The organism is Methylocystis sp. sgz306128, from assembly GCF_056032725.1.
Window position 1 is genome coordinate 227,654 of record NZ_JBVYWO010000004.1, and the last position, 21,463, is coordinate 249,116.

At 57.5% G+C, this 21,463-nt stretch carries 16 protein-coding genes and 1 tRNA gene; 7 read left to right on the forward strand and 10 right to left on the reverse strand.

The features are described from left to right. Nucleotides 1-2: 2 nt before the first annotated feature. Both AC0N03_RS08935 and AC0N03_RS08940 read right to left on the reverse strand, forming a co-directional pair. Nucleotides 3-956: an NAD(P)-dependent oxidoreductase gene (locus AC0N03_RS08935; protein ID WP_474288337.1), complete on the reverse strand. Its 954-nt coding sequence runs from the start codon at nt 954-956 to the stop codon at nt 3-5. Nucleotides 957-1,050: 94 nt separating this feature from the next. Beyond that, the gene (locus AC0N03_RS08940; RefSeq protein WP_474288338.1) at nt 1,051-2,076 is read right to left on the reverse strand and encodes a LacI family DNA-binding transcriptional regulator; all 1,026 of its coding nucleotides are present in this window, start codon (nt 2,074-2,076) and stop codon (nt 1,051-1,053) included. 288 nt (nt 2,077-2,364) lie between these two features. Here AC0N03_RS08940 and ltnD point away from each other — a divergent pair, with 288 nt between their 5' ends. Both ltnD and otnI read left to right on the forward strand, forming a co-directional pair. Next, complete coding sequence (gene ltnD, locus AC0N03_RS08945; protein WP_474288340.1) at nt 2,365-3,285, forward strand: L-threonate dehydrogenase; 921 nt, start codon at nt 2,365-2,367, stop codon at nt 3,283-3,285. 4 nt (nt 3,286-3,289) lie between these two features. Further along, the gene (gene otnI / locus AC0N03_RS08950) at nt 3,290-4,057 is read left to right on the forward strand and encodes a 2-oxo-tetronate isomerase (RefSeq protein WP_474288341.1); all 768 of its coding nucleotides are present in this window, start codon (nt 3,290-3,292) and stop codon (nt 4,055-4,057) included. A gap of 146 nt (nt 4,058-4,203) precedes the next feature. Here the strand turns inward: otnI and AC0N03_RS08955 are convergent, their stop codons facing one another. The 4 genes from AC0N03_RS08955 to AC0N03_RS08970 all read right to left on the reverse strand — a co-directional run bounded on the left by AC0N03_RS08955 (nt 4,204) and on the right by AC0N03_RS08970 (nt 8,739). Beyond that, entirely contained in the window at nt 4,204-5,097 is an 894-nt protein-coding gene (locus AC0N03_RS08955) for an NAD-dependent epimerase/dehydratase family protein (protein ID WP_474288342.1), read from the reverse strand. A 48-nt stretch (nt 5,098-5,145) separates the two neighbouring features. Next, nucleotides 5,146-6,645, reverse strand: a complete 1,500-nt coding sequence (locus AC0N03_RS08960) for a sugar ABC transporter ATP-binding protein (RefSeq protein WP_474288343.1) — start codon at nt 6,643-6,645, stop codon at nt 5,146-5,148. Nucleotides 6,646-6,722: 77 nt separating this feature from the next. Then, nucleotides 6,723-7,664, reverse strand: coding sequence for a sugar-binding protein (locus AC0N03_RS08965; protein WP_474288344.1), 942 nt, complete (start codon nt 7,662-7,664; stop codon nt 6,723-6,725). A gap of 61 nt (nt 7,665-7,725) precedes the next feature. After that, nucleotides 7,726-8,739, reverse strand: coding sequence for an ABC transporter permease (locus AC0N03_RS08970; protein ID WP_474288345.1), 1,014 nt, complete (start codon nt 8,737-8,739; stop codon nt 7,726-7,728). A gap of 594 nt (nt 8,740-9,333) precedes the next feature. Here AC0N03_RS08970 and AC0N03_RS08975 point away from each other — a divergent pair. After that, nucleotides 9,334-12,240, forward strand: coding sequence for a class I SAM-dependent DNA methyltransferase (locus AC0N03_RS08975; RefSeq protein WP_474288346.1), 2,907 nt, complete (start codon nt 9,334-9,336; stop codon nt 12,238-12,240). A gap of 91 nt (nt 12,241-12,331) precedes the next feature. On the opposite strand, the gene AC0N03_RS08980 is transcribed toward AC0N03_RS08975, so the two are convergent. The 3 genes from AC0N03_RS08980 to AC0N03_RS08990 form a co-directional block, all read right to left on the reverse strand. Beyond that, nucleotides 12,332-12,406 (reverse strand) — tRNA-Thr (locus AC0N03_RS08980). 66 nt (nt 12,407-12,472) lie between these two features. Further along, entirely contained in the window at nt 12,473-13,996 is a 1,524-nt protein-coding gene (gene trpE / locus AC0N03_RS08985) for an anthranilate synthase component I (protein WP_474288347.1), read from the reverse strand. A gap of 8 nt (nt 13,997-14,004) precedes the next feature. Next, on the reverse strand, nt 14,005-15,906 hold the full coding sequence (locus AC0N03_RS08990; RefSeq protein WP_474288348.1) for a SurA N-terminal domain-containing protein: 1,902 nt from the start codon (nt 15,904-15,906) through the stop codon (nt 14,005-14,007). 164 nt (nt 15,907-16,070) lie between these two features. Here AC0N03_RS08990 and tpiA point away from each other — a divergent pair, with 164 nt between their 5' ends. The 3 genes from tpiA to AC0N03_RS09005 all read left to right on the forward strand — a co-directional run bounded on the left by tpiA (nt 16,071) and on the right by AC0N03_RS09005 (nt 19,043). Then, on the forward strand, nt 16,071-16,817 hold the full coding sequence (gene tpiA, locus AC0N03_RS08995) for a triose-phosphate isomerase (protein ID WP_474288349.1): 747 nt from the start codon (nt 16,071-16,073) through the stop codon (nt 16,815-16,817). Between the two features lie 95 nt (nt 16,818-16,912). Continuing rightward, nucleotides 16,913-17,311: a preprotein translocase subunit SecG gene (secG, locus tag AC0N03_RS09000; RefSeq protein WP_474288351.1), complete on the forward strand. Its 399-nt coding sequence runs from the start codon at nt 16,913-16,915 to the stop codon at nt 17,309-17,311. A 103-nt stretch (nt 17,312-17,414) separates the two neighbouring features. Then, nucleotides 17,415-19,043 (forward strand): CTP synthase, encoded by a 1,629-nt coding sequence (locus AC0N03_RS09005; protein ID WP_474288352.1) that lies wholly within the window; start codon nt 17,415-17,417, stop codon nt 19,041-19,043. Nucleotides 19,044-19,050: 7 nt separating this feature from the next. Here the strand turns inward: AC0N03_RS09005 and metC are convergent, their stop codons facing one another. Beyond that, entirely contained in the window at nt 19,051-20,238 is a 1,188-nt protein-coding gene (metC, locus tag AC0N03_RS09010; RefSeq protein ID WP_474288353.1) for a cystathionine beta-lyase, read from the reverse strand. 206 nt (nt 20,239-20,444) lie between these two features. Between metC and AC0N03_RS09015 the strand changes: the two genes are divergently transcribed. Further along, complete coding sequence (locus AC0N03_RS09015; protein ID WP_474288354.1) at nt 20,445-21,461, forward strand: amino acid ABC transporter substrate-binding protein; 1,017 nt, start codon at nt 20,445-20,447, stop codon at nt 21,459-21,461. Nucleotides 21,462-21,463: the final 2 nt, after the last annotated feature.

The window sequence follows — 21,463 nt, forward strand, 5'->3', positions numbered from 1 at the left end:
CCTTATTTCGTTTCCAGATCGATGCCATTGAGCCGTGCGATGTGATCAGCCAGCATCGGCACGTAATCTTCCGGATTTTGCGCATTGGCGGCCGCAAAGGTATTTTTGGCGGCATTGCCCATCATGTTGACGATTCCGGCCGCGTCGGCCATGGCTTCGAGATAGCGAAGATCCTTGAAGGCATTGGCAATGCTGAATTTGTGCGCGTCGCGGTTGGCATCCAGCGTCCATTGCATGAACGTCTGGTAGAAGCCGCAGTCCATGCGTCCGCCCCTGATGACGCTATCGAAGCGTTGCGGTGAAATGCCAACCTTGCGGGCCAGAGCCAGCGCCTCCGAATAGAGTGCGCCATAGCCCAGAGAGAGGAAATTATTGAGCAATTTCATCTTATGGCCGTCGCCGACCTGACCAATATGGACAATTTTGCCTGCCCATGTTTCCAGAACCGGCAGCAACCGTGCGAAAACTTCGTCCTTGGCGCCAACCATGGTGTCGAGCGTGCCTGCCCAGGCTTCTTTTGGCGTACGGCCCAGCGGCGCATCGGCATATTCAATGCCATCTTTCTCGAGCTCGGCGGCGAGTGCAAGCGTGGAATTGGGATCGGATGTCGAGCAATCGACGACAATGGCGCCGCGGCGCAACCCCTGCCGGAGACCGTTTTCGCCGCGCAGGATGGATTCAACCTCGCGCGAGCCCGTGACGCAGAGAAACACAATATCGGAATTGGCGCCGATTTCGCGGGCTGTCTTGACCTCGACCGCGCCACGGCCGATCAGATCCTCAATGGCTTCACGTTTCGTGCGCCCCATAACGGTGAGCGCATAGCCCTTCTCAACGATATTCCTGGCCATGCCATGGCCCATATATCCCAAACCGATGAAGCCAATTTTTGGCTTTTGCGCAGCATTCGTCATGACAGTTTCCTCTTTTTGGCGGCCCGGCTTAGCGATCGGCATTTCAGGCGACGGAATTGGGCTCTGCAAGGTCAGAAACGAGTTTTGACGAATAATGTTAGCGCTGTCAATCCGGTCTGCGCCCTGTTTTTTCCCGTCAGGCTGTTTCTCCGAAGATGATTTCGTAGCCGGTGTCGACCACGACCGGGCCTGACCGGCGGTGGACATTCTCAAGTATTTTTTCGACGGCCATTTTGCCGATCAGATATCGGTTTGAGCGGATGGTGGAGAGGGCCATCGGTAAGGCATCGCCTATTTCTAGCCCGTTGAATCCGAAAATGGCCAGTTGCTGCCGGATGGCGACGCCAGAGCCAAGGCAGTGAAACACTCCGCCGATTGCCATGTCGTCGTTGGAATAAACGGCAACTTCTATCGGCTCCTTGTCCGCAAGCAATTGCGCCGTCATGGCGCGTCCCGCCAGGGTTGAGCTTGGGCCGTCGCAGATCGCATGGGCAATGATGCCGAGCCCAGCCTCGGCCAGAGCCTGACAAAGGCCCTCGTAGCGAATGCGCGCGCGTCGGTCGTCCGACCAATTGTGGCCGATATAGCCAAAACGGCGATAGCCCCGGCTGATCAGGTGGCGGCCGGAATCATATCCGGCTTGCCGGTGCGACATGCCGACGGCAATGTCCATGGGCTCGGGATCTATATCCATCAGTTCGGCGATACGAATGTCGCTTTGCAGCAGCATTTGCCGTGTGGGCGGCGTGTGATCGGAACTGGCGATGATCATTGCCGCAGGCTTCCAAGCCATGAGTGAGCGCACCAAAGCCTCTTCGATCTTGGAATTATATTCCGTCACGCCGACGACTGGCTGATAATCGGTGCCTTTCAGAGCGGCGTGGATGCCGCGCAACACTTCCGGAAACACGATGTTGGAGAGTGAGGGAATTGCGACGCCGATAATATTCGAGGATGCGGAGGCCAGCGAACCCGCTATGCGATTGGGGACGTAGCCAATTGAATCAACGACTTCCATCACCTTCTTGCGGGTTTCGTTCGAAAATGAACCCTTGTTGCGGATGATTCTTGAAACCGTGATTTCACTGACATTTGCAAGTTTGGCGACTTCGGCCAAGGTAACTTTAGATTTTTTATCTGGCAGTCTGGAGCGCTCTTTCATCGCTTCTTTTCCTTGTACTGAATTTCCCCTCGGGTGCGAACGCCCCAAATTCCCTGATCTTGTGCCGCCAACGGGAGTCGATAGCAATCCCGTTTTCACTATGGATCATAAACCGATTGACATAAGTGGCAATGTTGATGAATATGCCAATGACAGCGCTAACAATATCTCAATGGCTGAACTTTTGCACGGTCTATTTTTGACAGTCAGCGGAAGTTGGCGAGGTCTTCATGCTGCGAACTATTGCAGCCAAGTAATATTTGCGAAATTGAAGGGCGGAATCGGCCAATGACACGTGGCACAACTTTGCAAGCTGCCGTAATAGGTTTGGGCTCCATGGGTTTGGGCATGGCCCAGTCGATGATAAACAAGGGCATTCCAACCTCCGGATTCGATATAAGCGCCCTCGCGCGCGCCGGGCTGGAACAAAAGGGCGGTAAGGCTGCGACCAGCAGCGCCGAGGCCGCGCTGGATGCCGATGTCGTGGTGGTAGTGGTAGTCAATGCCGCGCAGACCGATGCGGTCTTGTTCGGCGAAGGCGGCGCTGCCGCGGCGATGAAACGCGGCGGGGTCATCATTTCCTGCGCGACAATGTCTCCCGATGAGGCGCGCAAGCTTGGTAAAAAGGCGGCCGATATGGGCCTGCTCTACCTCGACGCGCCCATGAGCGGCGGCGCCGTGCGCGCAGCAGAGGGCCAACTGACCTTCATGTCGTCTGGCTCTGCAGAAGCCTTTGAGCGGGCAGGGCCCGTGCTCGATGCCATTGCGGGCAAGGTATACCGGCTGGGCGATGAGGCGGGCATCGGCTCGTCGTTCAAGATCGTGAATCAATTGCTGGCCGGTGTTCATATTGCGGCGGCCTGCGAGGCGATGACCTTCGCGGCGCGGCTGGGTCTCGACCTTGCCAAGGTCTATGAGGTTATCACGGCTTCGGCAGGCAATTCGTGGATGTTTGAAAACCGCGTGCCGCATATTCTCGAGAACGACTATACGCCGCGCAGCGCTATTTCGATTTTCACCAAGGACCTTGGAATCGTCAGCGATATTGGCCGAAGCCAGAAGTTTCCTCTTCCCATCACATCCACGGCTTTGCAGATGTTTCTGATGACGGCGGCGGCCGGCATGGATGGCGACGATGATGCATCCGTTGCCCGGATGATCGCTCAGATCACGGGTCTCGATCTTTCCAACGCCGCCAAGCAAGGTTGATCCCATGCCGCATTTTGCCGCCAATCTGACCATGATGTTCAATGAATGGTCTTTTCTCGACAGGTTCAAGGCTGCCGCCGACGCCGGCTTCGACGCGGTGGAATTTTTGTTTCCCTATGATTTCCCGGCGCAGACCATAGCCGGTGCGCTCAAAGACAATGGCCTTAAGCAGGCTTTGTTCAATCTTCCGCCCGGAGACTGGGCGGCGGGAGCGCGCGGCCTCGCAGCCCTGCCGGAGCGGGCGGAGGATTTTCGCCGTTCTGTCGCCACGGCGCTCGAATATGCGCTGGCGACCGGCGTTCCGACGCTCCATGTGATGAGCGGTCTTGCCGACAGGGCAGATGCGGCTGCAGTATCGGCCTACCGCGCCGCGCTGGAATTTGCCTGCGCAGCTGCTGCGCCGCATGGCTTGACCATCGTCATAGAGCCGATCAACGCCCGCGACATGCCGGGCTACTTTCTGAACGACTTCAATTTCGCTGCTGGCCTTATACGCGAGATGAATCTCCCCAATCTGCGCCTGCAATATGACATCTACCATCGCCAGATCATTCATGGCGACGTGATAAAGAGTCTTGAGCAGCTGATGCCGATGATCGGCCATATTCAGATTGCCTCCGTTCCTGCCCGTAATGAGCCAAACACCGGCGAACTGAATGACAGCCGCATTTTCGAGCGCATTGATGCACTTGGCTACGAGGGGTTTGTCGGATGCGAATATCGTCCCGCCGGAAAGACCATCGATGGTCTGGGCTGGATGAAGCAGGGATAGGTTCCCGCCTTGCCGGGACAGAACTCACATCACTGACTCCGGATCCGATGCGGATTCCGGAGTTTCTTTTTGTTCAATTTTAGCCACAAAAAAGCGGCTGGGGAGAGAGTCCAGCCGCTTTTCTGCCTAGCCTGCCCCGTTGGGGGTTATTTGGGCAGGTAATTACGCCAGTAATGCTGTTCCTTGAAGCCGAGAACCTCACGGATCTTGCGGTTTGACAGCGGGGCCTCGAATTCGCCCATCTTGCGCGTGATCGGCGTATTGGGCGCATATTTGGCCAGGAACTGTTCGGTCGGCATGTCGGCCGTAATCGTGTCGTTCACGGCATTGAATACTTCAAAGCCCAGTCCGTCCTTCTGCAGGCACAGATGAACAATCTCACCCAGATCGCGGGCGTCGATATAGGCCCAGGCATTGCGCTTGCGCATCATCGGATTTTTAACATAGTCCGCAAACGGGCCGTATTCATGCGGCTCGATCACGTTACCGATGCGCAGGGCGTAAATGTCAGCGCCATAGCGCATCGCGAAGGCCTTGGCTGTCTTTTCATTGACGACTTTCGAAAGACCATAGGAATCCATCGGATCGATGTCGTAATCTTCCTCGAGCGGGAACGAGTGGAAATCCTTGTCGCCTTCGGCGAAGCAGACGCCATAGGTGGTTTCGCTCGATGCGATGATCACCTTCTTGACGCCAAGCTTCATGGCGGCCTCGATGACATTATAGGTGCTCATCACATTGGCCTGAAAGGTCTTGTTGTCCGGCTCGATCAGCACACGCGGGATGGCGGCGAAATGAACGACGGCGTCGGGAGCGCTCGGGGCTTTGCCTTCTTCGTAGCCTTCAAAGCCGAAATGCGTGGTCAGGGCGTTGAAGGTCTGGCCGCTGTCGGTCAGGTCAGCTATGAGCGTGTTCACGCCCGGCACGTTGAGCGGCTTCAGGTCGACATTGAGGATAGAATAGCCCTTTGCCAGAAGGTGGGGCACGGCATGACGGCCTGCTTTACCGGTTCCGCCAGTAAAGATGATGCGTTTGCTCAAGATAATTCTCCTTGTTGGTCTTTTGTTAAATTCCGGACGGATTATGTGTCAGCCTGTGGCGGCCAGCATGACCCGTTCCTGTGTGGCCTCGGCGCGGCTCAGTTCGCCGCTGATCTGCCCGCCCTTGACCACAAGAACGCGGTCGCTCACGGCAAGCACTTCCGGTAGATCGGACGAAATGACGATAATCGATATGCCCTGTTCGGCAAGACGCGAAAGCAATGCATGGACTTCCGCTTTGGCGCCGATGTCGATGCCGCGGGTTGGTTCATCGACAATGAGAATACGCGGCTTGCGGGCGACCCATTTTGCGATGACGACCTTCTGCTGATTGCCGCCGCTCAGATTGACGACCTTCTGCTCGATCGACGGCGTACGCACGTCAAGTTCGCGGGCATAGATGCTGCACTGGCTTGATTCCTTGCCGCGATTGACAAAGTCGAACGAGCAATAATCCGACAGATGGGTCAGACTGAAATTTTCCCGGATGTTCATGCCCAGCACAAGGCCCTGACCCTTGCGGTCCTCGGTGACAAATCCGATTCCGTTGCGGATGGCCACGGCGGGGCTGCTGATCTGAACCGGCTTGCCGTCTATGCGGATTTCCCCGGAATATTCGCGGACACCAAAAATCATTTCCATGATTTCGGTTCGTCCGGCGCCTACCAGGCCAAAAAATCCCAGCACCTCGCCCTTGCGCAAATCGAAATTCACGTCCCTGACGGGTGTTTGATGCGGGCCGGGATGCGTCATCGTCAGGTTGCGGACCGACATCAGCACTTCATCGGTTGCATGCGATTTATGCTCGCCGAAAAGCTGGATCAGTTCGCGGTCGACCATTTTCTGAACGAGCAGATCCCGGGTCATTTCGCCGATCGGCCGTGTGTCAACGGTCTTGCCGTCGCGCAGCACCGTGATGTGATCGGCGAGCTGGAAAATCTCTTCGAGACGATGCGTGATGTAGACAATCCCGATATTCTGGCTGCGCAGTTTTTTGATCACGCGCATCAGGGTTGTCGATTCATGGTGGCTGAGCGACGCAGTCGGCTCGTCCATGATGATAATCTTGGATGCATAGGAAATGGCGCGCGCAATCTCGATCATCTGTTTCTGACCGATGCTCAGTTTTTCAACGAGCGTGCGCGGATCGATGTCGATTTCAAGTTCGTCAAGCGCCTTGCGGGCGTCGTCATTCATCTTCTTTGAAGCGATGAAGCCGCCAATGCCAACAGGCTCGCGGGCCAGAAAAATGTTTTCAGCAACCGTCAGATTATCCACCAACGAAAGTTCCTGATGGATGATGTTGATGCCAAGCTCGCGGGCATGCGACGGATCGCGGATGATTGTGGGGACGCCCTCCACCTTGATCACGCCGCCGGGGTCAGCTTTGGTGACGCCGGTCATGATCTTCATGAGCGTGCTCTTGCCGGCGCCATTTTCTCCGGCGATAGCGTGCACTTCTCCCTGCCGCAAAACGAGGCTCACCTTGTCCAGCGCCTTCACGCCGGGGTAAGTCTTCGAGATATTCTGCATTTCAAGAAAAGGCATGGCCGGTTCCAATATTGCTGGCTGTCGTGCGAGGCCGGGCGGCTCCGGAGATCCGCCCGGCTGATGATGCTTCAGGCTTACTTGGTGTAGCTGCCGAGGTTCGAGGCATCAACCACGGTCACGCCGGTGTCGATATCCTTCGGGTCCTTCTCGGTGCCGTTGATCTGGGCGACCAGATGCTCAACAGCCAGCTTGCCCATGGTGACGGGACGCTGCACCATGATGCCCTGGATGAAGCCTTCCTTCACGCCCTTGATGGTGTCCGGCAGATCGTCAAAGGCGAAAACCTTGACCTTGCCCTTGCGGTCGGCGAATTCCTTGGTGTCCATCACCTTGGCAACCGACGGGCCGCCAACCTGGCTGACGCCGAAGATGCCGGCGAGGTTCGGATGTGCGCGGAACAGAGCCTCGTCCACGGAGACGGCCTTGGCAAGGTCGTCCTCGGTGCCTTCGGTGGCGACGATCTTGATGTCCGGATACTTCTTCAGGGCTTCCTTGATACCAGCGATACGCTCGTTCAGGTTGGATGCACCGAGCTGGCCGGTGACAACGGCAACTTCACCCTTGCCGCCGATAGCCTTGGCCATGGACTCGCCCATGGTCTCGCCGGCGGCCTTGTTGATGGTGCCGATATACATGCTGCGGCCGCTCTTGGCGCTGTCGCTGTCGAAGGTCAGAACCTTGATGCCGGCCTTGGTGGCCTGCTTGATCACGCCTTCAACCGACTTGGGCTCGTTGACCGAAATCGCGATGCCGTCCACCTTCTTGGCGATGAGGTCTTCGATGATCTTGACCTGGGTGGAGCCCTGGGTGTTCTGCGGCACAACCCACTGATACTGAACGCCGAGGGCCTTGGCTGCTCCGGCTGCGCCGGTGTTGCAATCGTCGAAGAAGGGGACTGCAACCTTGGGGATAACGGCAACCACAATGTCCTTGGCGTCCTTAGCCATGGCGTGGCCGGCGGCCAGCATGGGCAGCGCTAACATTGCAATGCGGAGTGAACGATGAAATGACGACATTTTATAACCTTCCTTGCTTAATCGTTTCCAGATTTCTAATTTCGAACCATATGAGCGACGACTACGACCGGCCTCCTCTGCTACTGTTGCGCAGCACGTCCAGCCCGACAGCGATCAAAATCACTGCGCCGGTGATGGCTTGCTGTGCGTAGGTGTCGATGTTCATGAGAACCACACCATTTGCGATAATGCCGGCCAAAGCCGCACCAATGACGGCGCCGCCGACACTACCGATCCCTCCCGACAAGCTCGCGCCGCCGATAGCAGCCGCGGCGATAACATCCAGTTCCGCGCCGAAGCCGGAGGCCGGTTCAGCAGAGAGATACCGGGAGAAGCTGATGACACCCGCCAGCGAGGCAATGAGGCTGGAGGTGATATATACGATGAGTTTGACCCGCTTTGTATTGACGCCGCTCAAGCGCGCGGCGGTTTCGTTGCCGCCGGTGGCATAGATATGCCGGCCGAAGCGGGTCTTGGTCATGATGACGGAGAAGATCACCGCCATGATCATCATGATGACAACTGGGACAGGCACAATGCCGACATAGCCCTGCCCGAGATAGGCGAAGCTGTCCGGCGTATCGGGCGTCTGCGGCACGCCGTGGGTGATCATATACATTAGGCCGCGCCCGATGCTAAGCGTTCCCAGCGTTGCGATGAAAGGCGGCAGTCCGATGCCCGTGATCAGCAGGCCGTTGAAAAGACCGAAAACCAGCCCGACGCCAAGGCCGCTGGCGATGCACACCGATGTCGGCAGGCCATAGCTGAAGCCAAGCGCGGTAATGAGCGAGGACAGGCCGAGGGCCGAGCCTACCGAAAGGTCAATGCCGCCGGTGATGATCACCATCACCATGCCGATGCTCATGATGGCCGTCATCGAGAAGGAGCGGAACACGCCCATCAGATTGTTGGTTGTGAGGAAGTAGGGCGTCGAAAGGCTGATGAGCACGCTGACGGCGATAAGCGCCAGAAATACATTCAGCTCCCGGATTTTGAGCACCTGCCTCAGACGGGAAGAGACGTTGCTCTCCGGGGCTGCGGACGATGGTTTGGCGCGGCTTTCTGATAAAGACATGTACTGTTCACCCTAGACCTGAGACTTCAACCGGGGCGCGCGTTATTATTGAATTTCCGCTCGTGGCGAGTGATCGTCCCGAGTGGAAAATCCGGCTTTAATCCACACTGTTGTGGATCATGTTAGCGCTGTCATTTCTTCATATATTCCAGATTATGCCGGACCTGTCAATCACCAGATTTCGCAAATTAAGCGGATCTGAATATAATTTGCGCGCGTAAAGTGCCGTCCAAGCGCAAAATTTGCGCAATATTCGTTGCGAAACGCGCATTGGCTGCGTTGGAGAGCCGATTCCAGTACATGGGCCGCCTGCAAGTTCATTTTTGCCAGACGCATGTCCGGGCCAGCAATCCGCCTTTTTGCTGCGCTGGTCGGCGGGGCCTGACGGCATGGCTGCGCCAAGGTGCGCATTACGCGGGGCCGGTCCTGCCAGCCCGTCCGCTGCCCGACCAATGCTTGCCGGATTTTCAATAATAATGAAGTATAAAATAATATAAAAGTGCTCTCTGCCAGTTTTTACGCAATAATATTTGGGTCATAATTGATACAGAATCAGTATAAATCCTGATATATGCCTTGATATGGTGACCCTGTATGCATTTAAGCTGGAATGAGATCCGCGCCCGCGCCTCCAGATTTTCGGATGATTGGGCAGGTGCCACTTATGAGAAAGGCGAAACGCAGAGTTTCTACAATGACTTTTTCGATGTGTTTGGCGTCCAGCGCCGGAAGGTTGCCAGCTTTGAGGAGCCGGTCAAAAAGCTGGGCAATAAACAGGGTTTCATTGACCTGTTCTGGAAAGGCATGTTGCTGGTTGAGCACAAGAGCGCGGGGCGCTCCCTCATCAAGGCCAAAAGTCAGGCGCTGGAATATTTCCCCGGCCTGAAGGATTGGGAGCTTCCCCGCTATGTTCAGGTTTCGGATTTCCAGAATTTTGAATTGCTGGACCTGGATGAAGGAACCGAGATTCGCTTCACTCTTCCGGAATTGCATCGCAATATCGAGCATTACGGCTTCATTCTTGGTGTGCAGAAGCGCACATTCCGGGATCAGGACCCCGTCAATATCGAAGCTTCTGTCCTCATGGGGCGGCTGCATGATGCGCTGAAGGCTTCCGGATATGGCGGCGATGATCTGGAGCGCCTGCTGGTGCGTCTGGTGTTTTGCCTGTTTGCCGATGACACCGGCATTTTTGAGCGCGATGCTTTTCTTGATCTTATCACAAACCGCACCTCTTTGGACGGCGCGGACACCGGCCTCTGGCTGTCCAAATTGTCTGACGTGCTGAACACGCCCTACAACCAGCGCCAGAAAACGCTGGATGAAGACCTCGCCAAATTTCCCTATATTAATGGCGACCTGTTCAAAGAGCGGCTGCCGATTCCCGATTTTGACAGCGCCATGCGCGGCTTGTTGCTTGAGGCCTGCAATTTTTCATGGGACGCCATTTCGCCCGCCATTTTCGGCTCGCTCTTTCAGAGCGTGATGAACGCCAAGGAGCGCCGCGCGGCAGGCGCGCATTATACCACCGAGAAGAATGTCATGAAGGTCATTCAGCCTTTGTTTCTGGATGATCTGAGGGCAGAACTGAACGCGGCCACAGCCAGACGCGGCACCGCAAAAGCGCAGGCCCTGCGCGCCCTTCATGAGAAAATGGCAAGCCTCACCTTTTTTGACCCCGCCTGCGGCTGCGGCAATTTTCTCATCATCACCTACCGCGAATTGCGGACGCTCGAAATCGAGCTTCTGAAAGAGCTTTATCCCTCCGGCCAGCGCGTTCTGGATGTTGCCAGCCTTTCGAAAATCGATGTGAACCAGTTCTACGGCATTGAGATTGGCGAATTTCCGGCGCGTATCGCCGAGGTGGCTTTGTGGATGATGGATCACATCATGAACAACCGCCTGAGCCTTGAGTTTGGCGAAGCCTTTGCCCGAATTCCGCTGAAAAAATCGCCGCATATTCACCATGCCGATGCGCTGGAACTGGACTGGACCTCGGTTCTGCCACCGGAACAATGCAGCTATATTCTTGGCAATCCGCCGTTTATCGGCCAGAGCTTTCAAACGCCCGGCCAGCGCAAGCAAATGGCGCGCATTGTCGGCAATTTGCGCGGCGGATCGCTCGATTATGTCACCGCGTGGTTTCTGAAAGCGGGGGCCTATGTCAATGCCGCTTCTGCCGTCACGACCCCTTCCGTCATGGCGGTTCCCCGTGTCACGCACGGGGATGATCCGGCCCTCGGGGCAGATGTGGTCAGGCCCGCGCATGATGGCGTTAGAACCCGTATCGGCTTTGTGTCCACCAATTCCATCACGCAGGGCGAGCAGGTGGCGCAGCTCTGGCCGCTGCTGTTTGACCGCTTCAAGCTGGAAATTGCCTTTGCGCACCGCACCTTCGCATGGGGCTCGGATGCGCGCGGCAAGGCCCATGTGCATGTGGTGATCATCGGCCTATGCCGCAGCGACGATGAGCCGAAGGAAAAACGGCTGTTTTCTTATGACGACATCAATGGCGAGCCGGTGGAAAGCCGCCATGCGGCGCTTTCGCCCTATTTGTTTGACGCGGGCGGACTGGGCAACCGGCATTTGGTGGTTGAAGAATGCAACAATCCATTATCGAACGCACCTACTCTCAAGACAGGTGTTCAGATGATCGACAATGGAATTTTGACATTCACGACTGATGAAAAAATTGCCTTCTCAAGAAAGGAGGCTAATTCAGAAGCGCTTTTTCGAAAATATATTGGTGGTGACGAATATATCAACGGATTTTATCGTTGGATTTTATATTTGAGAGATGTGACCCCGGAAGAGTTGCGAACGCTTCCTAATGTCACAGAACGTATCAGGGCAGTGCGAAACTACAGAAAAAACAGTGACCGCCCGAGCACAAAGCGAATGGCCGATTTTCCAACCCAATTAGGCGTTGATGAAAGACCAACAACGCCATTCCTTGTGATACCAAACACGAGTTCTGAGCGCAGAAATTATATCCCTCTCGGTTGGCTGCCGCCGGAAATTATTGCAAATCAAAAATTACGAATTTTGCCAAACGCCGATCTCTGGCATTTCGGTATTCTGACAAGCCAGATGCATATGGCATGGGTGCGGACTGTCACCGGCCGCATGAAAAGCGATTACATGTATTCCGTCGGCATTTGCTACAATCCCTTTCCATGGCCGGAGGCCGATGAAAAGGCGAAGGGCAAAATCCGCGCTCTGGCGCAGTCTGTGCTGGAGGCGCGCTCCGCGCATCCGGGCGCAACATTGGCCGACCTCTATGACCCCGATGTGATGCCGCCGGACCTGCGCAAAGCCCACCGGGCGCTGGATGCCGCCGTGGACAGGCTTTATCGCGCTGCGCCCTTCAGTTCAGACCGCGAGAGGGTGGAGCATCTCTTCGGTCTTTATGAAAAGCTTGTCGCGCCCCTGACAGCACTTGCCAGCGCCAGACCGAAAAAGTCGCGGCCAAAGGGCAGGCGGGCTGATCCGCCGGAATAGCCGGGGCGGCAAGAATGCGCACACTTGCGCATGAGGCGCGGGCAAAAGCGGCGCAGCCTCAGCGAAACAGGCTTTAAACTATTGAAAAGAATGGTGCCGGCGGAGAGGATTGAACTCCCGACCTTCGGTTTACAAAACCGCTGCACTACCGCTGTGCTACGCCGGCATTCCTGAGGCGTTGGCTATCAGCACCTGCGCATTTTCGCAAGTGCTTTTCTTGTTCCGCGGCGGTTTACTGCCCTCTGCGGCTGCGGCTGGCAAAGCGCACCGCTTCCTCCGCCGCCCGGAACAGAGCCTTGGCCTTGTTGACGCATTCCGCCGCCTCGCTGGCCGGAACGCTGTCATAGACAATGCCGGCCCCGGCCTGCACATGCATCACCCCATCCTTGACGACGGATGTGCGCAGCACGATGCAGGTGTCCATGTCGCCATCGGCGCCGAAATAGCCGATGCAGCCCGCGTAAATGCCGCGTTTGTCCTTTTCCAGCTCATCGATGATCTGCATGGCGCGCACCTTGGGCGCGCCGGACACCGTGCCAGCCGGGAACCCGGCGCTCAGGGCAGCGACATTATCGTGGCGCGGGTCGAGATCGCCTTCGACATTGGAGACGATATGCATCACATGGCTGTAATTCTCGATGAAGAAGCGGTCGGTGACCTTGACCGTGCCGATTTTCGAGACGCGGCCCACATCGTTGCGGCCAAGATCGAGCAGCATCAGATGTTCGGCGCATTCCTTCGGATCAGCCAGCAGATCGGCGGCAAGGGCGGCATCGTCCTGCGCGGTTGCGCCGCGCGGGCGGGTGCCTGCGATCGGGCGGATCGTCACCTTGCCGTCGCGCACGCGCACCAGAATTTCCGGCGAGGAGGTGACAATCTGAAACCCGGCGAAGTCGAGATAACACAGGAAGGGCGAGGGGTTGACGCGGCGCAGCGCCCGGTAAAGCGAGAAGGCCGGAAGTTCGAAAGGCGCGCTGAAACGCTGCGAAAGCACAACCTGAAAAATATCTCCGGCGCGGATATAGGCCTTGGCCCTGTCGACCATGGCGTGAAACTCGGCTTCGGATGTGTTCGACACCGGCGCCTTGGCCGTCAGCAACGGATCGGGCAGGGCGGCATCATGTTCCAGCGGCCCCTCAAGCCGGTCGATGATCCGGTTCAGGCGCTCCGCGGCGGCCTCGAAGGCCATCCGGGCCGTAACGCCTGCGCTGGGGCGAACGGGCGTCACCAGCGTCATCTCGTCCTTCACGGCATCGAAAATGACCATCATTGTGGGACGTATCATGATGGCGTCCGGCACGCCGATCGGGTCCGGCTTGGCTGGCGACAGGCGCTCCATGTGGCGCACCATGTCATAGCCCAGATAGCCGAACACGCCCGCCGCCATGGGCGGCAGGTGCTCGGGCAGGTCAATGGCGGATTCGGCCAGCAGGGCGCGCAGCGCGTCGAGCGGCGTGCCGCTGCAGGGTTCAAAATGCGCCGGGTCCGTTTCGGCGGCGCGGTTGATCTCCGACCTCTGACCCGAACAGCGCCAGATGATGTCGGGGTCGAGCCCGATCATCGAATAGCGGCCACGTATCGCGCCGCCCTCCACCGATTCCAGCAGGAAGATATTGCCTTTGCGGCCACGCGCCAGCTTGAGAAAGGCCGATACCGGCGTTTCCAGATCAGCCACCAGCCGCACGGTGAGAACCTGCGGCTTTCCCTGATTGTAAACGGCTTCTAGGGCGGGGAAGTCGGGAGAAATATTGGACATGTTCAGGTTCAGTTCTGGCCCGTGACCTGTTTGAAGGCCTGCTGATTGATTTGAACGCCGAGGTCCGACTGCAGCTTGGTCAGATATTCGCTGATGATGTCGTCCCTGAGGCTGGCCGAAATGCGGCTGGCCACGGCTTTCATCTCGGGGCTGGTCTTGTCGAGCGCGGGCACCACGCTGGCGGTGATCTTGAAAATGGCGCGCTCGCCCGATGCCAGCCCGACGGAGCCTTCGCCATTGGCCGGCTGATCGAAAACCTGCACGACAAAGTTTTCCGGCAGTTCGGATTTGCCGGTGCGCTGGACATTCTTCGCGGATTTAACCGGCAGATTGCCCAGATCGGCGGCGATTGCGGCGAGGCTCGTGCCGTCCTTCAGCCGCTTGACATCGGCGGCGGCCATTTCCGACAGCTTTTTGGTGATTTCTTCGTCCGTCCAGGCCTTGACCACCTTGTCCTTGACCTCGTCGAGCGTGCGGTCATGCGCGGGGTCGATTTTCTGGATCTCGAACCAGATATATCCGCCGTCGCGCGTTGGCACCGTGTCGTTATCGACGCCAACGTCCGAGGCAAAGACAGCCTTCATCAGCTGCAAGGCTTCCGGAATATCGAGAACGGGCTTGCCGCTGCGATCAAGGCCGGTGGCATCAATGCCGTCAATTTTCTCGACAGAGAGCCCGACGCTCTTGGCGGCATCGCCCAGCGCCTTGCCGGAGGCACGCTGATCCTCGATCTTGTCATGCAGATCCTGCACGGCAGATTTGGCGCGCTCACGGGCGATTTCGCCGCGCAATTCGTCGCTGACTTCCGACAGGGGTTTGACAGCTTCCGGATGAATGGCCGCCGCGTGGATGAGGGCGAAGCCGAAGGGCGTTTTCACCGGCTCGCTGACGCCATTGGCGGGCAGGGCAAAGCCTGCGGCGGCGACGTCCTTGTCGAACAACTGCGCTTTGGTCTTTGTGCCGAGATCGATATCCGCGACGGATAGCTTGCGTTCGCTGGCGAGCGCCTCAAAGCTCATTCCAGCCTTGATCCGGGCCAGCGCGTCCGAGGCCTGCTTTTCGTCAGGGAAGGTCATCTGCTGCAGATCGCGGGTTTCGGGCGTGGTAAAGCGGGTCGCCTTGACCTTTTCATACATGGCGGCGACATCCGCGTCGCTGACATCCTGCGGCTTTGCCGCTGTGGCGGGGGTCACGCGCAGCATGGCGATATTGCGGTATTCCGGCGCGCGGAATTCTTCCTTGCGGCTGTCGAAATAGCTCTGCAAGGTGGCCTGATCCGGCGGGGCTATGGTGCCTGCGTTCGCAGCCGTGAGGGTGATATAATCCACGTCGCGCTTCTCTGCTGCGTATTGATTATACATTTCCAGCAGAATATCCGGCGCCTTGACGCTGCCGACAAGCGAATCAAGAATTTCCCGGCGCAGGGACAGGGCCTTCTGTTCGGTCACGAAAGTCGCTTCGGAATATCCGGCATTGCGCAGAGCGGCGAGAAACTTCTGCTTGTCGAACTGGCCCGACGGCGATTTGAATTCCGGCGCATTGGCGATCATGCTGGCGACAGCGTCATCGGACATGCCAAGGCCGAGAGCTTTGGCCTTCTGGCGCAAGGCTTCATCCGAAACGAGCTGGCTGAGGGCGATGCGGTCAAGACCGGCGCGGCGGGCCTCGTCGGGCGAGATCACGCGGCGCGCCTGCTGCTGGGCCTGCTGCAATTCCCGCTCATAGGCGGAGCGATAAGCGTTGATGGAAATTTCGGTTCCGCCGACCGAGGCCAGGTTGCCCTGACCGAATCCGCGGAAAATATCGGCTATGCCCCATATGCCGAAACTGAGGATGATGAAGCCCATCACAATGGAAAGCAGGATCCGGCCAACGACATTGTTGGTCAGGGTTCGCATTGAGTCGAGCATTCACTTCATCCATGTTTCAAGGTTGCGAGCGCGGCGCACTATAGGGATGCAATGGGCTTGGCGCAACGCACTCATCATCAAAGCAGAGGCAGGGCGCGCAATTTCTTTGCTTGCGGACAAAAGTCTGCTATCGGGCAGGCATAAAATCTTTCGGGAGAAGAGCGATGATCCGTCCGCTGGTGGCTGGCAATTGGAAAATGAACGGGCTCACATCCAGCCTTGAGCAGCTTCGTCTGATTGCGCAGGGCATGGACGCCGCACTGCAGGGCAAGGTCGATGTCATGATCTGCCCGCCGGCCACGCTCATTCAATCGGCCAGCCAGACCGCAAAAGATACGCCGGTGGCCATCGGCGCGCAGGACTGCCACACTAAGGCCGCAGGGGCCCATACCGGCGATATCTCTGCTGAAATGCTGGCTGACAGCGGCGCAACGGCTGTCATTGTCGGTCATTCCGAACGCCGCGCCGACCATCATGAAAGCAACGAACTGGTGCAGGCCAAGGCCAGCGCCGCCATGCTGGCGGGGCTCACAGCGATCATCTGCGTTGGCGAAACGCGCGCCGAGCGCGAAGCTGGAAAAACACTCGCTGTTGTCGGGGCGCAGCTTGACGGCTCGATCCCGCCGGGCTCCGCCGCGCGGATTGTGATTGCCTATGAGCCTGTATGGGCTATCGGAACCGGGCTGACGCCGACATTGGCCGATGTTGCCGAAGTTCACCATTTCATCCGCCAGAAATTACGTACGCAGTTTGGCGAAGCGGGCGCGGCGATCCGCATTCTCTATGGCGGTTCGGTCAAGCCATCCAATGCAAAGGATCTGCTTGGCGTGGCCGATGTGAACGGGGCGCTTGTGGGCGGAGCGAGCCTCGTGGCCTCCGATTTCCTCGGAATTGTGGCTGCTTATCGGTAAGGCTCTAGTCAAGCAGAAACTTATCTTGTATGACGCGCAGCAAATATGCGCCGCGGAAAATACCCGTGGCGGACAGGCCTTGATCAGGATCCAAAATGTTATCTGTTCTAATTGTCGTGCACCTTCTGATTGTCGTCGCACTCGTGGGCGTGGTCCTTCTGCAACGCTCGGAAGGCGGCGCACTGGGCTCGAGCGGCGGCGGCGGCTTCATGACCGGGCGCGCGCAGGCCAACGCCCTGACAAAAGCCACGGCCATTCTGGCGACATTGTTCTTCATCACCTCGATCAGCCTGACTGTGCTGGCCAGCATGGGCCACGCAGGAAAATCCATTCTTGACCGGGTGCAGACAACGACGGGCGCGCCGGCCAATGCCGACAAGACCGTGCCGCAGAACGGCGGCTTCGATCTGGGCAAGACGCTCAAGGAGCAGGAACAGAAGGCGCCTGCCGCGCCCGCAACTCCCGTTGCGCCTGAAGCGCCTAAGTCGAACTGAACCTGCACATCACATTTGAGCACACGGCCGGGTCTCACCCGGCTGTGCATAATTTTGCGATTTGTTGCACGAATCAATCAAATCAGGATAAAAGTATAATCCCATGGCGCGATACATTTTCATAACTGGCGGCGTGGTGTCTTCACTTGGCAAGGGGCTTGCGTCTGCGGCTCTTGGCGCATTGTTGCAGGCAAGGGGATATACGGTCCGCCTGCGTAAGCTTGACCCCTATCTTAATGTCGACCCCGGCACGATGAGCCCCTATCAGCACGGCGAAGTGTTTGTTACGGACGATGGCGCCGAAACCGATCTCGATCTCGGCCATTATGAGCGGTTCACAGGCTGTCCGGCGACAAAGCAGGACAACATCACCACCGGGCGGATCTATCAGGACATCATCACCAAGGAGCGGCGCGGCGATTATCTCGGCGCGACCGTGCAGGTCATTCCGCATGTCACCAACGAGATCAAGGATTTCGTGCTGGCGGGCAATGATAATGTTGATTTTGTTCTCACCGAGATTGGCGGCACGGTCGGCGATATCGAGGCATTGCCTTTCTTCGAGGCGATCCGCCAACTTGGCAATGATTTGCCGCGCGGCCATGCTGTCTATGTCCACCTGACATTGCTGCCGTATATTCCCAGCGCCGGGGAACTCAAGACCAAACCGACGCAGCATTCCGTCAAGGAATTGCGTTCCATCGGCATTCAGCCGGATATTCTGCTGTGCCGTTCCGACCGTGAAATTCCGCGCGAGGAGCGCCGCAAGCTGGCCCTGTTTTGCAACGTGCGTGAGAGCGCCGTCATCGAGGCCCGCGACGTTGGCACCATTTATGATGTGCCTCAGGCCTATCATGCTGCCGGCTTGGACCGCGAGGTTCTGGCCGCTTTCGGCATTGAGCCGGCGCCCAAGCCGATCATGACACGCTGGCAAAGCGTTTCGCAGGCCATTCATAATCCTGAGGGCGAGGTCACGATCGCCGTGGTTGGTAAATATACCGGCCTGAAGGATGCCTATAAATCCCTGATTGAAGCGCTGGCTCACGGCGGCATCGCCAACAGAGTGAAGGTCAATCTCGACTGGATAGAAAGCGACCTGTTCGAAGGTCAGGACCCCGCCCCCTACCTCGAACATGTGCATGGCATTCTCGTGCCGGGCGGCTTCGGCCATCGCGGCGCAGAGGGCAAGATACAGGCGGCCAGATTCGCGCGTGAACGCAAGGTGCCTTATTTTGGCATTTGTTTCGGCATGCAGATGGCCGTGATCGAGGCGGTTCGCTCGCTCTCCGGCATCGAGAAGGCCAATTCAACCGAATTCGGCCCCTGTGAGGAGCCTGTGGTCGGGCTGATGACGGAATGGCTGAACGGGAATCAGCTGGAGCAGCGCGCTGCTGGCGGTAATCTGGGCGGCACGATGCGTCTGGGTGCGTTTCGCGCCGCGCTGGAGGAAGGTTCGAAAATTGCGTCGATCTATGGCGAAACAGAGATTTATGAACGTCACCGTCACCGCTATGAGGTCAATATGGCCTACAGGGCCGGACTTGAAGCCAAGGGCATGAAATTCGCCGGGCTTTCGCCCGACGGACTGCTGCCAGAAACGGTTGAGATTGTGGATCATCCCTGGTTCATTGGTGTGCAATATCACCCGGAACTGAAATCTCGTCCTTTCGAGCCGCATCCATTGTTTGCATCCTTCATCGGCGCGGCAATGGTACAGAGCCGGCTGGTTTAGGCCGCTCTTATTCCGCTTCGCGCAGGCGCCTGAACCCTTCGTCAAGATCGGCCTGCAAATCCTCGACATCTTCCAGCCCGATCTGGAAGCGGAGAGCCGGGCCGCCGGGGTTCCAACGGGTTGCTGTGCGATAGGTGCTGCAATCAAATGGAATGACGAGACTTTCGAACCCGCCCCACGAATAGCCCATGCCGAACAGCTCGAGCCCGTCCAGCATGGCGGCGACGGCTTTTTTGGAGCATGGCTTGAGTATGATTGAAAAAAGGCCCGACGAGCCGAGAAAATCGCGCTTCCAGATGTCGTGACCGGGGCAATCGGGCAGGGCAGGGTGAAGCACCTTCAGCACTTCCGGCCGTGTCTGAAACCATTTAGCCATGGCCAGACCCTGACGTTCGGCCTCGCGCAGGCGAAGGTCCATTGTGCGCAGGCCACGAAGAGCCAGAAACACATCCTCCGGCCCGGCGCACATGGCAAAGGCATCGAATGTCTGGCGCAGCGACGGCCAGTATTTTTCATTGGCGGAGACGAGGCCAAGCAGCAGATCGGAATGGCCGCCGAGATATTTCGTACCGGCTTCGATGGCGAGGTCCACGCCGCGCTCGTGCGGGGGAAAGAAGATCGGCGTCGCCCATGTGTTGTCCATGATGATGCAGGCACCATGCGCATGTCCGATTTCCGCAATGGCCGGTATATCCTGCATTTCGAAACTCTGGGAGCCGGGGGCCTCAGTGAAGATGACGCTGGTGTTCGGGCGGATCAGGTCTTTGATGCCCGCGCCGATCAGCGGATCGTAATAGCTTGTCTCGACGCCCATGCGCTTGAGCACAGTCGCGCAAAAGTGGCGGGTCGGACGATAGACGCTGTCGGTGACCAGAATATGGTCTCCGGATTTTACAACGGCCAGCAGAGCCAGCGCGACGGCAGCCAGGCCTGAGGGGGCAAGCACGGTTCCCGATGCCCCGCAAAGCTCTGTCCAGCTTCGCTCAAGCGCTTCGGTTGTCGGCGTACCCTTGGTTCCATAGGTAAAGCGCGCCGAATAGGTCTCAAGTTGGTCCATGGAATCGGCAAGCACGGTGGAGCCGCGATAGATCGGCGTATTCACAAAGCCGAATTGTTCCGCCGGATTACGTCCGGCATAGACAAGTTTGGTTCTGCCCTTAAGATTTTTGCCTGTCTTTTCGTTGATCTTCGTCATTATTGCTAACCATCCCAATGCATTTGCCCGCAAAGCAGGTAATCCGCGCTGCGATTGGAAAGCAAGCGCTTTTACATTTTCGGCGAATGCCTGCCATTTTGGCAATTGGCAACTTGACGCTGCCAGAGAAACACTTTGTTATGGACGCCGGAATAAGCGATTTCGCTTCGCTTTTGTCGGATATCGGCTGTAAACGGGAGAACGAAATGAAAAGGGCCTTCACTTATCTTGCTGCAGCAACAGGTTTCGCTCTTGTTGCGGCAACGGCGCAAGCAGGAACTCTGGATCAGGTGAAACAGCGCGGAATGCTGATCTGCGGCGTCAGCCAGGGATTGCCGGGTTTCAGCCAGCCGGACGACAAGGGCAACTGGACGGGTCTGGACGTTGATGGATGCCGCGCTGTCGCGGCCGTAATATTCAATGACCCTACGAAAGTAAAATTTGTTCCGCTGAGTTCCAAGGATCGTTTTACCGCGCTGCAATCGGGCGAAATTGACGTGCTGTTCCGTAACTCCACGTGGACGATGCAGCGCGACACATCGCTGGGCATCACCTTTGTCGGCGTCAATTATTATGATGGTCAGGGCTTCATGGTTCGCAAGAAGCTCAACGTCGCTTCGGCGCTTGAATTGAATGGCGCGTCCATCTGCGTTCAGCAGGGCACCACCACCGAACTGAACCTTGCGGATTATTTCCGCACCAACAAGATGAAATATGAGGGCGTGGTCTTTGCCACTGACGATGAAACCGTCAAGGCTTACGACTCCGGCCGCTGCGATGTCTACACAACTGACGCCTCCGGTCTTTCTGCCGATCGTCTGAAATTGTCGGCTCCTGATGAACACATCATTCTGCCGGAAATCATCTCGAAAGAGCCGCTTGGCCCGGCTGTGCGCCGCGGCGACGATCAGTGGGCCTCGTTGGTAAAATGGACGAATTTTGCCATGCTGGACGCGGAGGAACTGGGTGTCGATTCAAAGAATGTCGACGAGAAGATGAAATCGGATAACCCCGAAGTGCGCCGCCTGCTGGGCGTCGAGGGTAAATTTGGCGAGGATATCGGCGCCACAACGGACTGGGCTTACCGCATCATCAAGCTTGTCGGCAATTATGGCGAAGTGTTTGATCGCAATGTCGGCGCCGGCTCGCCGCTCAAGATCAAGCGTGGCCTGAATGCCTTGTGGAACAAGGGCGGCATTCAATACGCTCCGCCCGTGCGCTGATC

Bases quoted from the DNA above. Each gene is read 5' to 3' on its own strand.
- AC0N03_RS08935 (WP_474288337.1), bottom strand. From the start codon at position 956: ATGCCGATCGCTAAGCCGGGCCGCCAAAAAGAGGAAACTGTCATGACG.
- AC0N03_RS08940 (WP_474288338.1), bottom strand. From the start codon at position 2,076: ATGAAAGAGCGCTCCAGACTGCCAGATAAAAAATCTAAAGTTACCTTG.
- ltnD (WP_474288340.1), top strand. From the start codon at position 2,365: ATGACACGTGGCACAACTTTGCAAGCTGCCGTAATAGGTTTGGGCTCC.
- otnI (WP_474288341.1), top strand. From the start codon at position 3,290: ATGCCGCATTTTGCCGCCAATCTGACCATGATGTTCAATGAATGGTCT.
- AC0N03_RS08960 (WP_474288343.1), bottom strand. From the start codon at position 6,645: ATGCCTTTTCTTGAAATGCAGAATATCTCGAAGACTTACCCCGGCGTG.
- AC0N03_RS08965 (WP_474288344.1), bottom strand. From the start codon at position 7,664: ATGTCGTCATTTCATCGTTCACTCCGCATTGCAATGTTAGCGCTGCCC.
- AC0N03_RS08970 (WP_474288345.1), bottom strand. From the start codon at position 8,739: ATGTCTTTATCAGAAAGCCGCGCCAAACCATCGTCCGCAGCCCCGGAG.
- AC0N03_RS08975 (WP_474288346.1), top strand. From the start codon at position 9,334: ATGCATTTAAGCTGGAATGAGATCCGCGCCCGCGCCTCCAGATTTTCG.
- trpE (WP_474288347.1), bottom strand. From the start codon at position 13,996: ATGTCCAATATTTCTCCCGACTTCCCCGCCCTAGAAGCCGTTTACAAT.
- AC0N03_RS08990 (WP_474288348.1), bottom strand. From the start codon at position 15,906: ATGCTCGACTCAATGCGAACCCTGACCAACAATGTCGTTGGCCGGATC.
- tpiA (WP_474288349.1), top strand. From the start codon at position 16,071: ATGATCCGTCCGCTGGTGGCTGGCAATTGGAAAATGAACGGGCTCACA.
- secG (WP_474288351.1), top strand. From the start codon at position 16,913: ATGTTATCTGTTCTAATTGTCGTGCACCTTCTGATTGTCGTCGCACTC.
- AC0N03_RS09005 (WP_474288352.1), top strand. From the start codon at position 17,415: ATGGCGCGATACATTTTCATAACTGGCGGCGTGGTGTCTTCACTTGGC.
- metC (WP_474288353.1), bottom strand. From the start codon at position 20,238: ATGACGAAGATCAACGAAAAGACAGGCAAAAATCTTAAGGGCAGAACC.
- AC0N03_RS09015 (WP_474288354.1), top strand. From the start codon at position 20,445: ATGAAAAGGGCCTTCACTTATCTTGCTGCAGCAACAGGTTTCGCTCTT.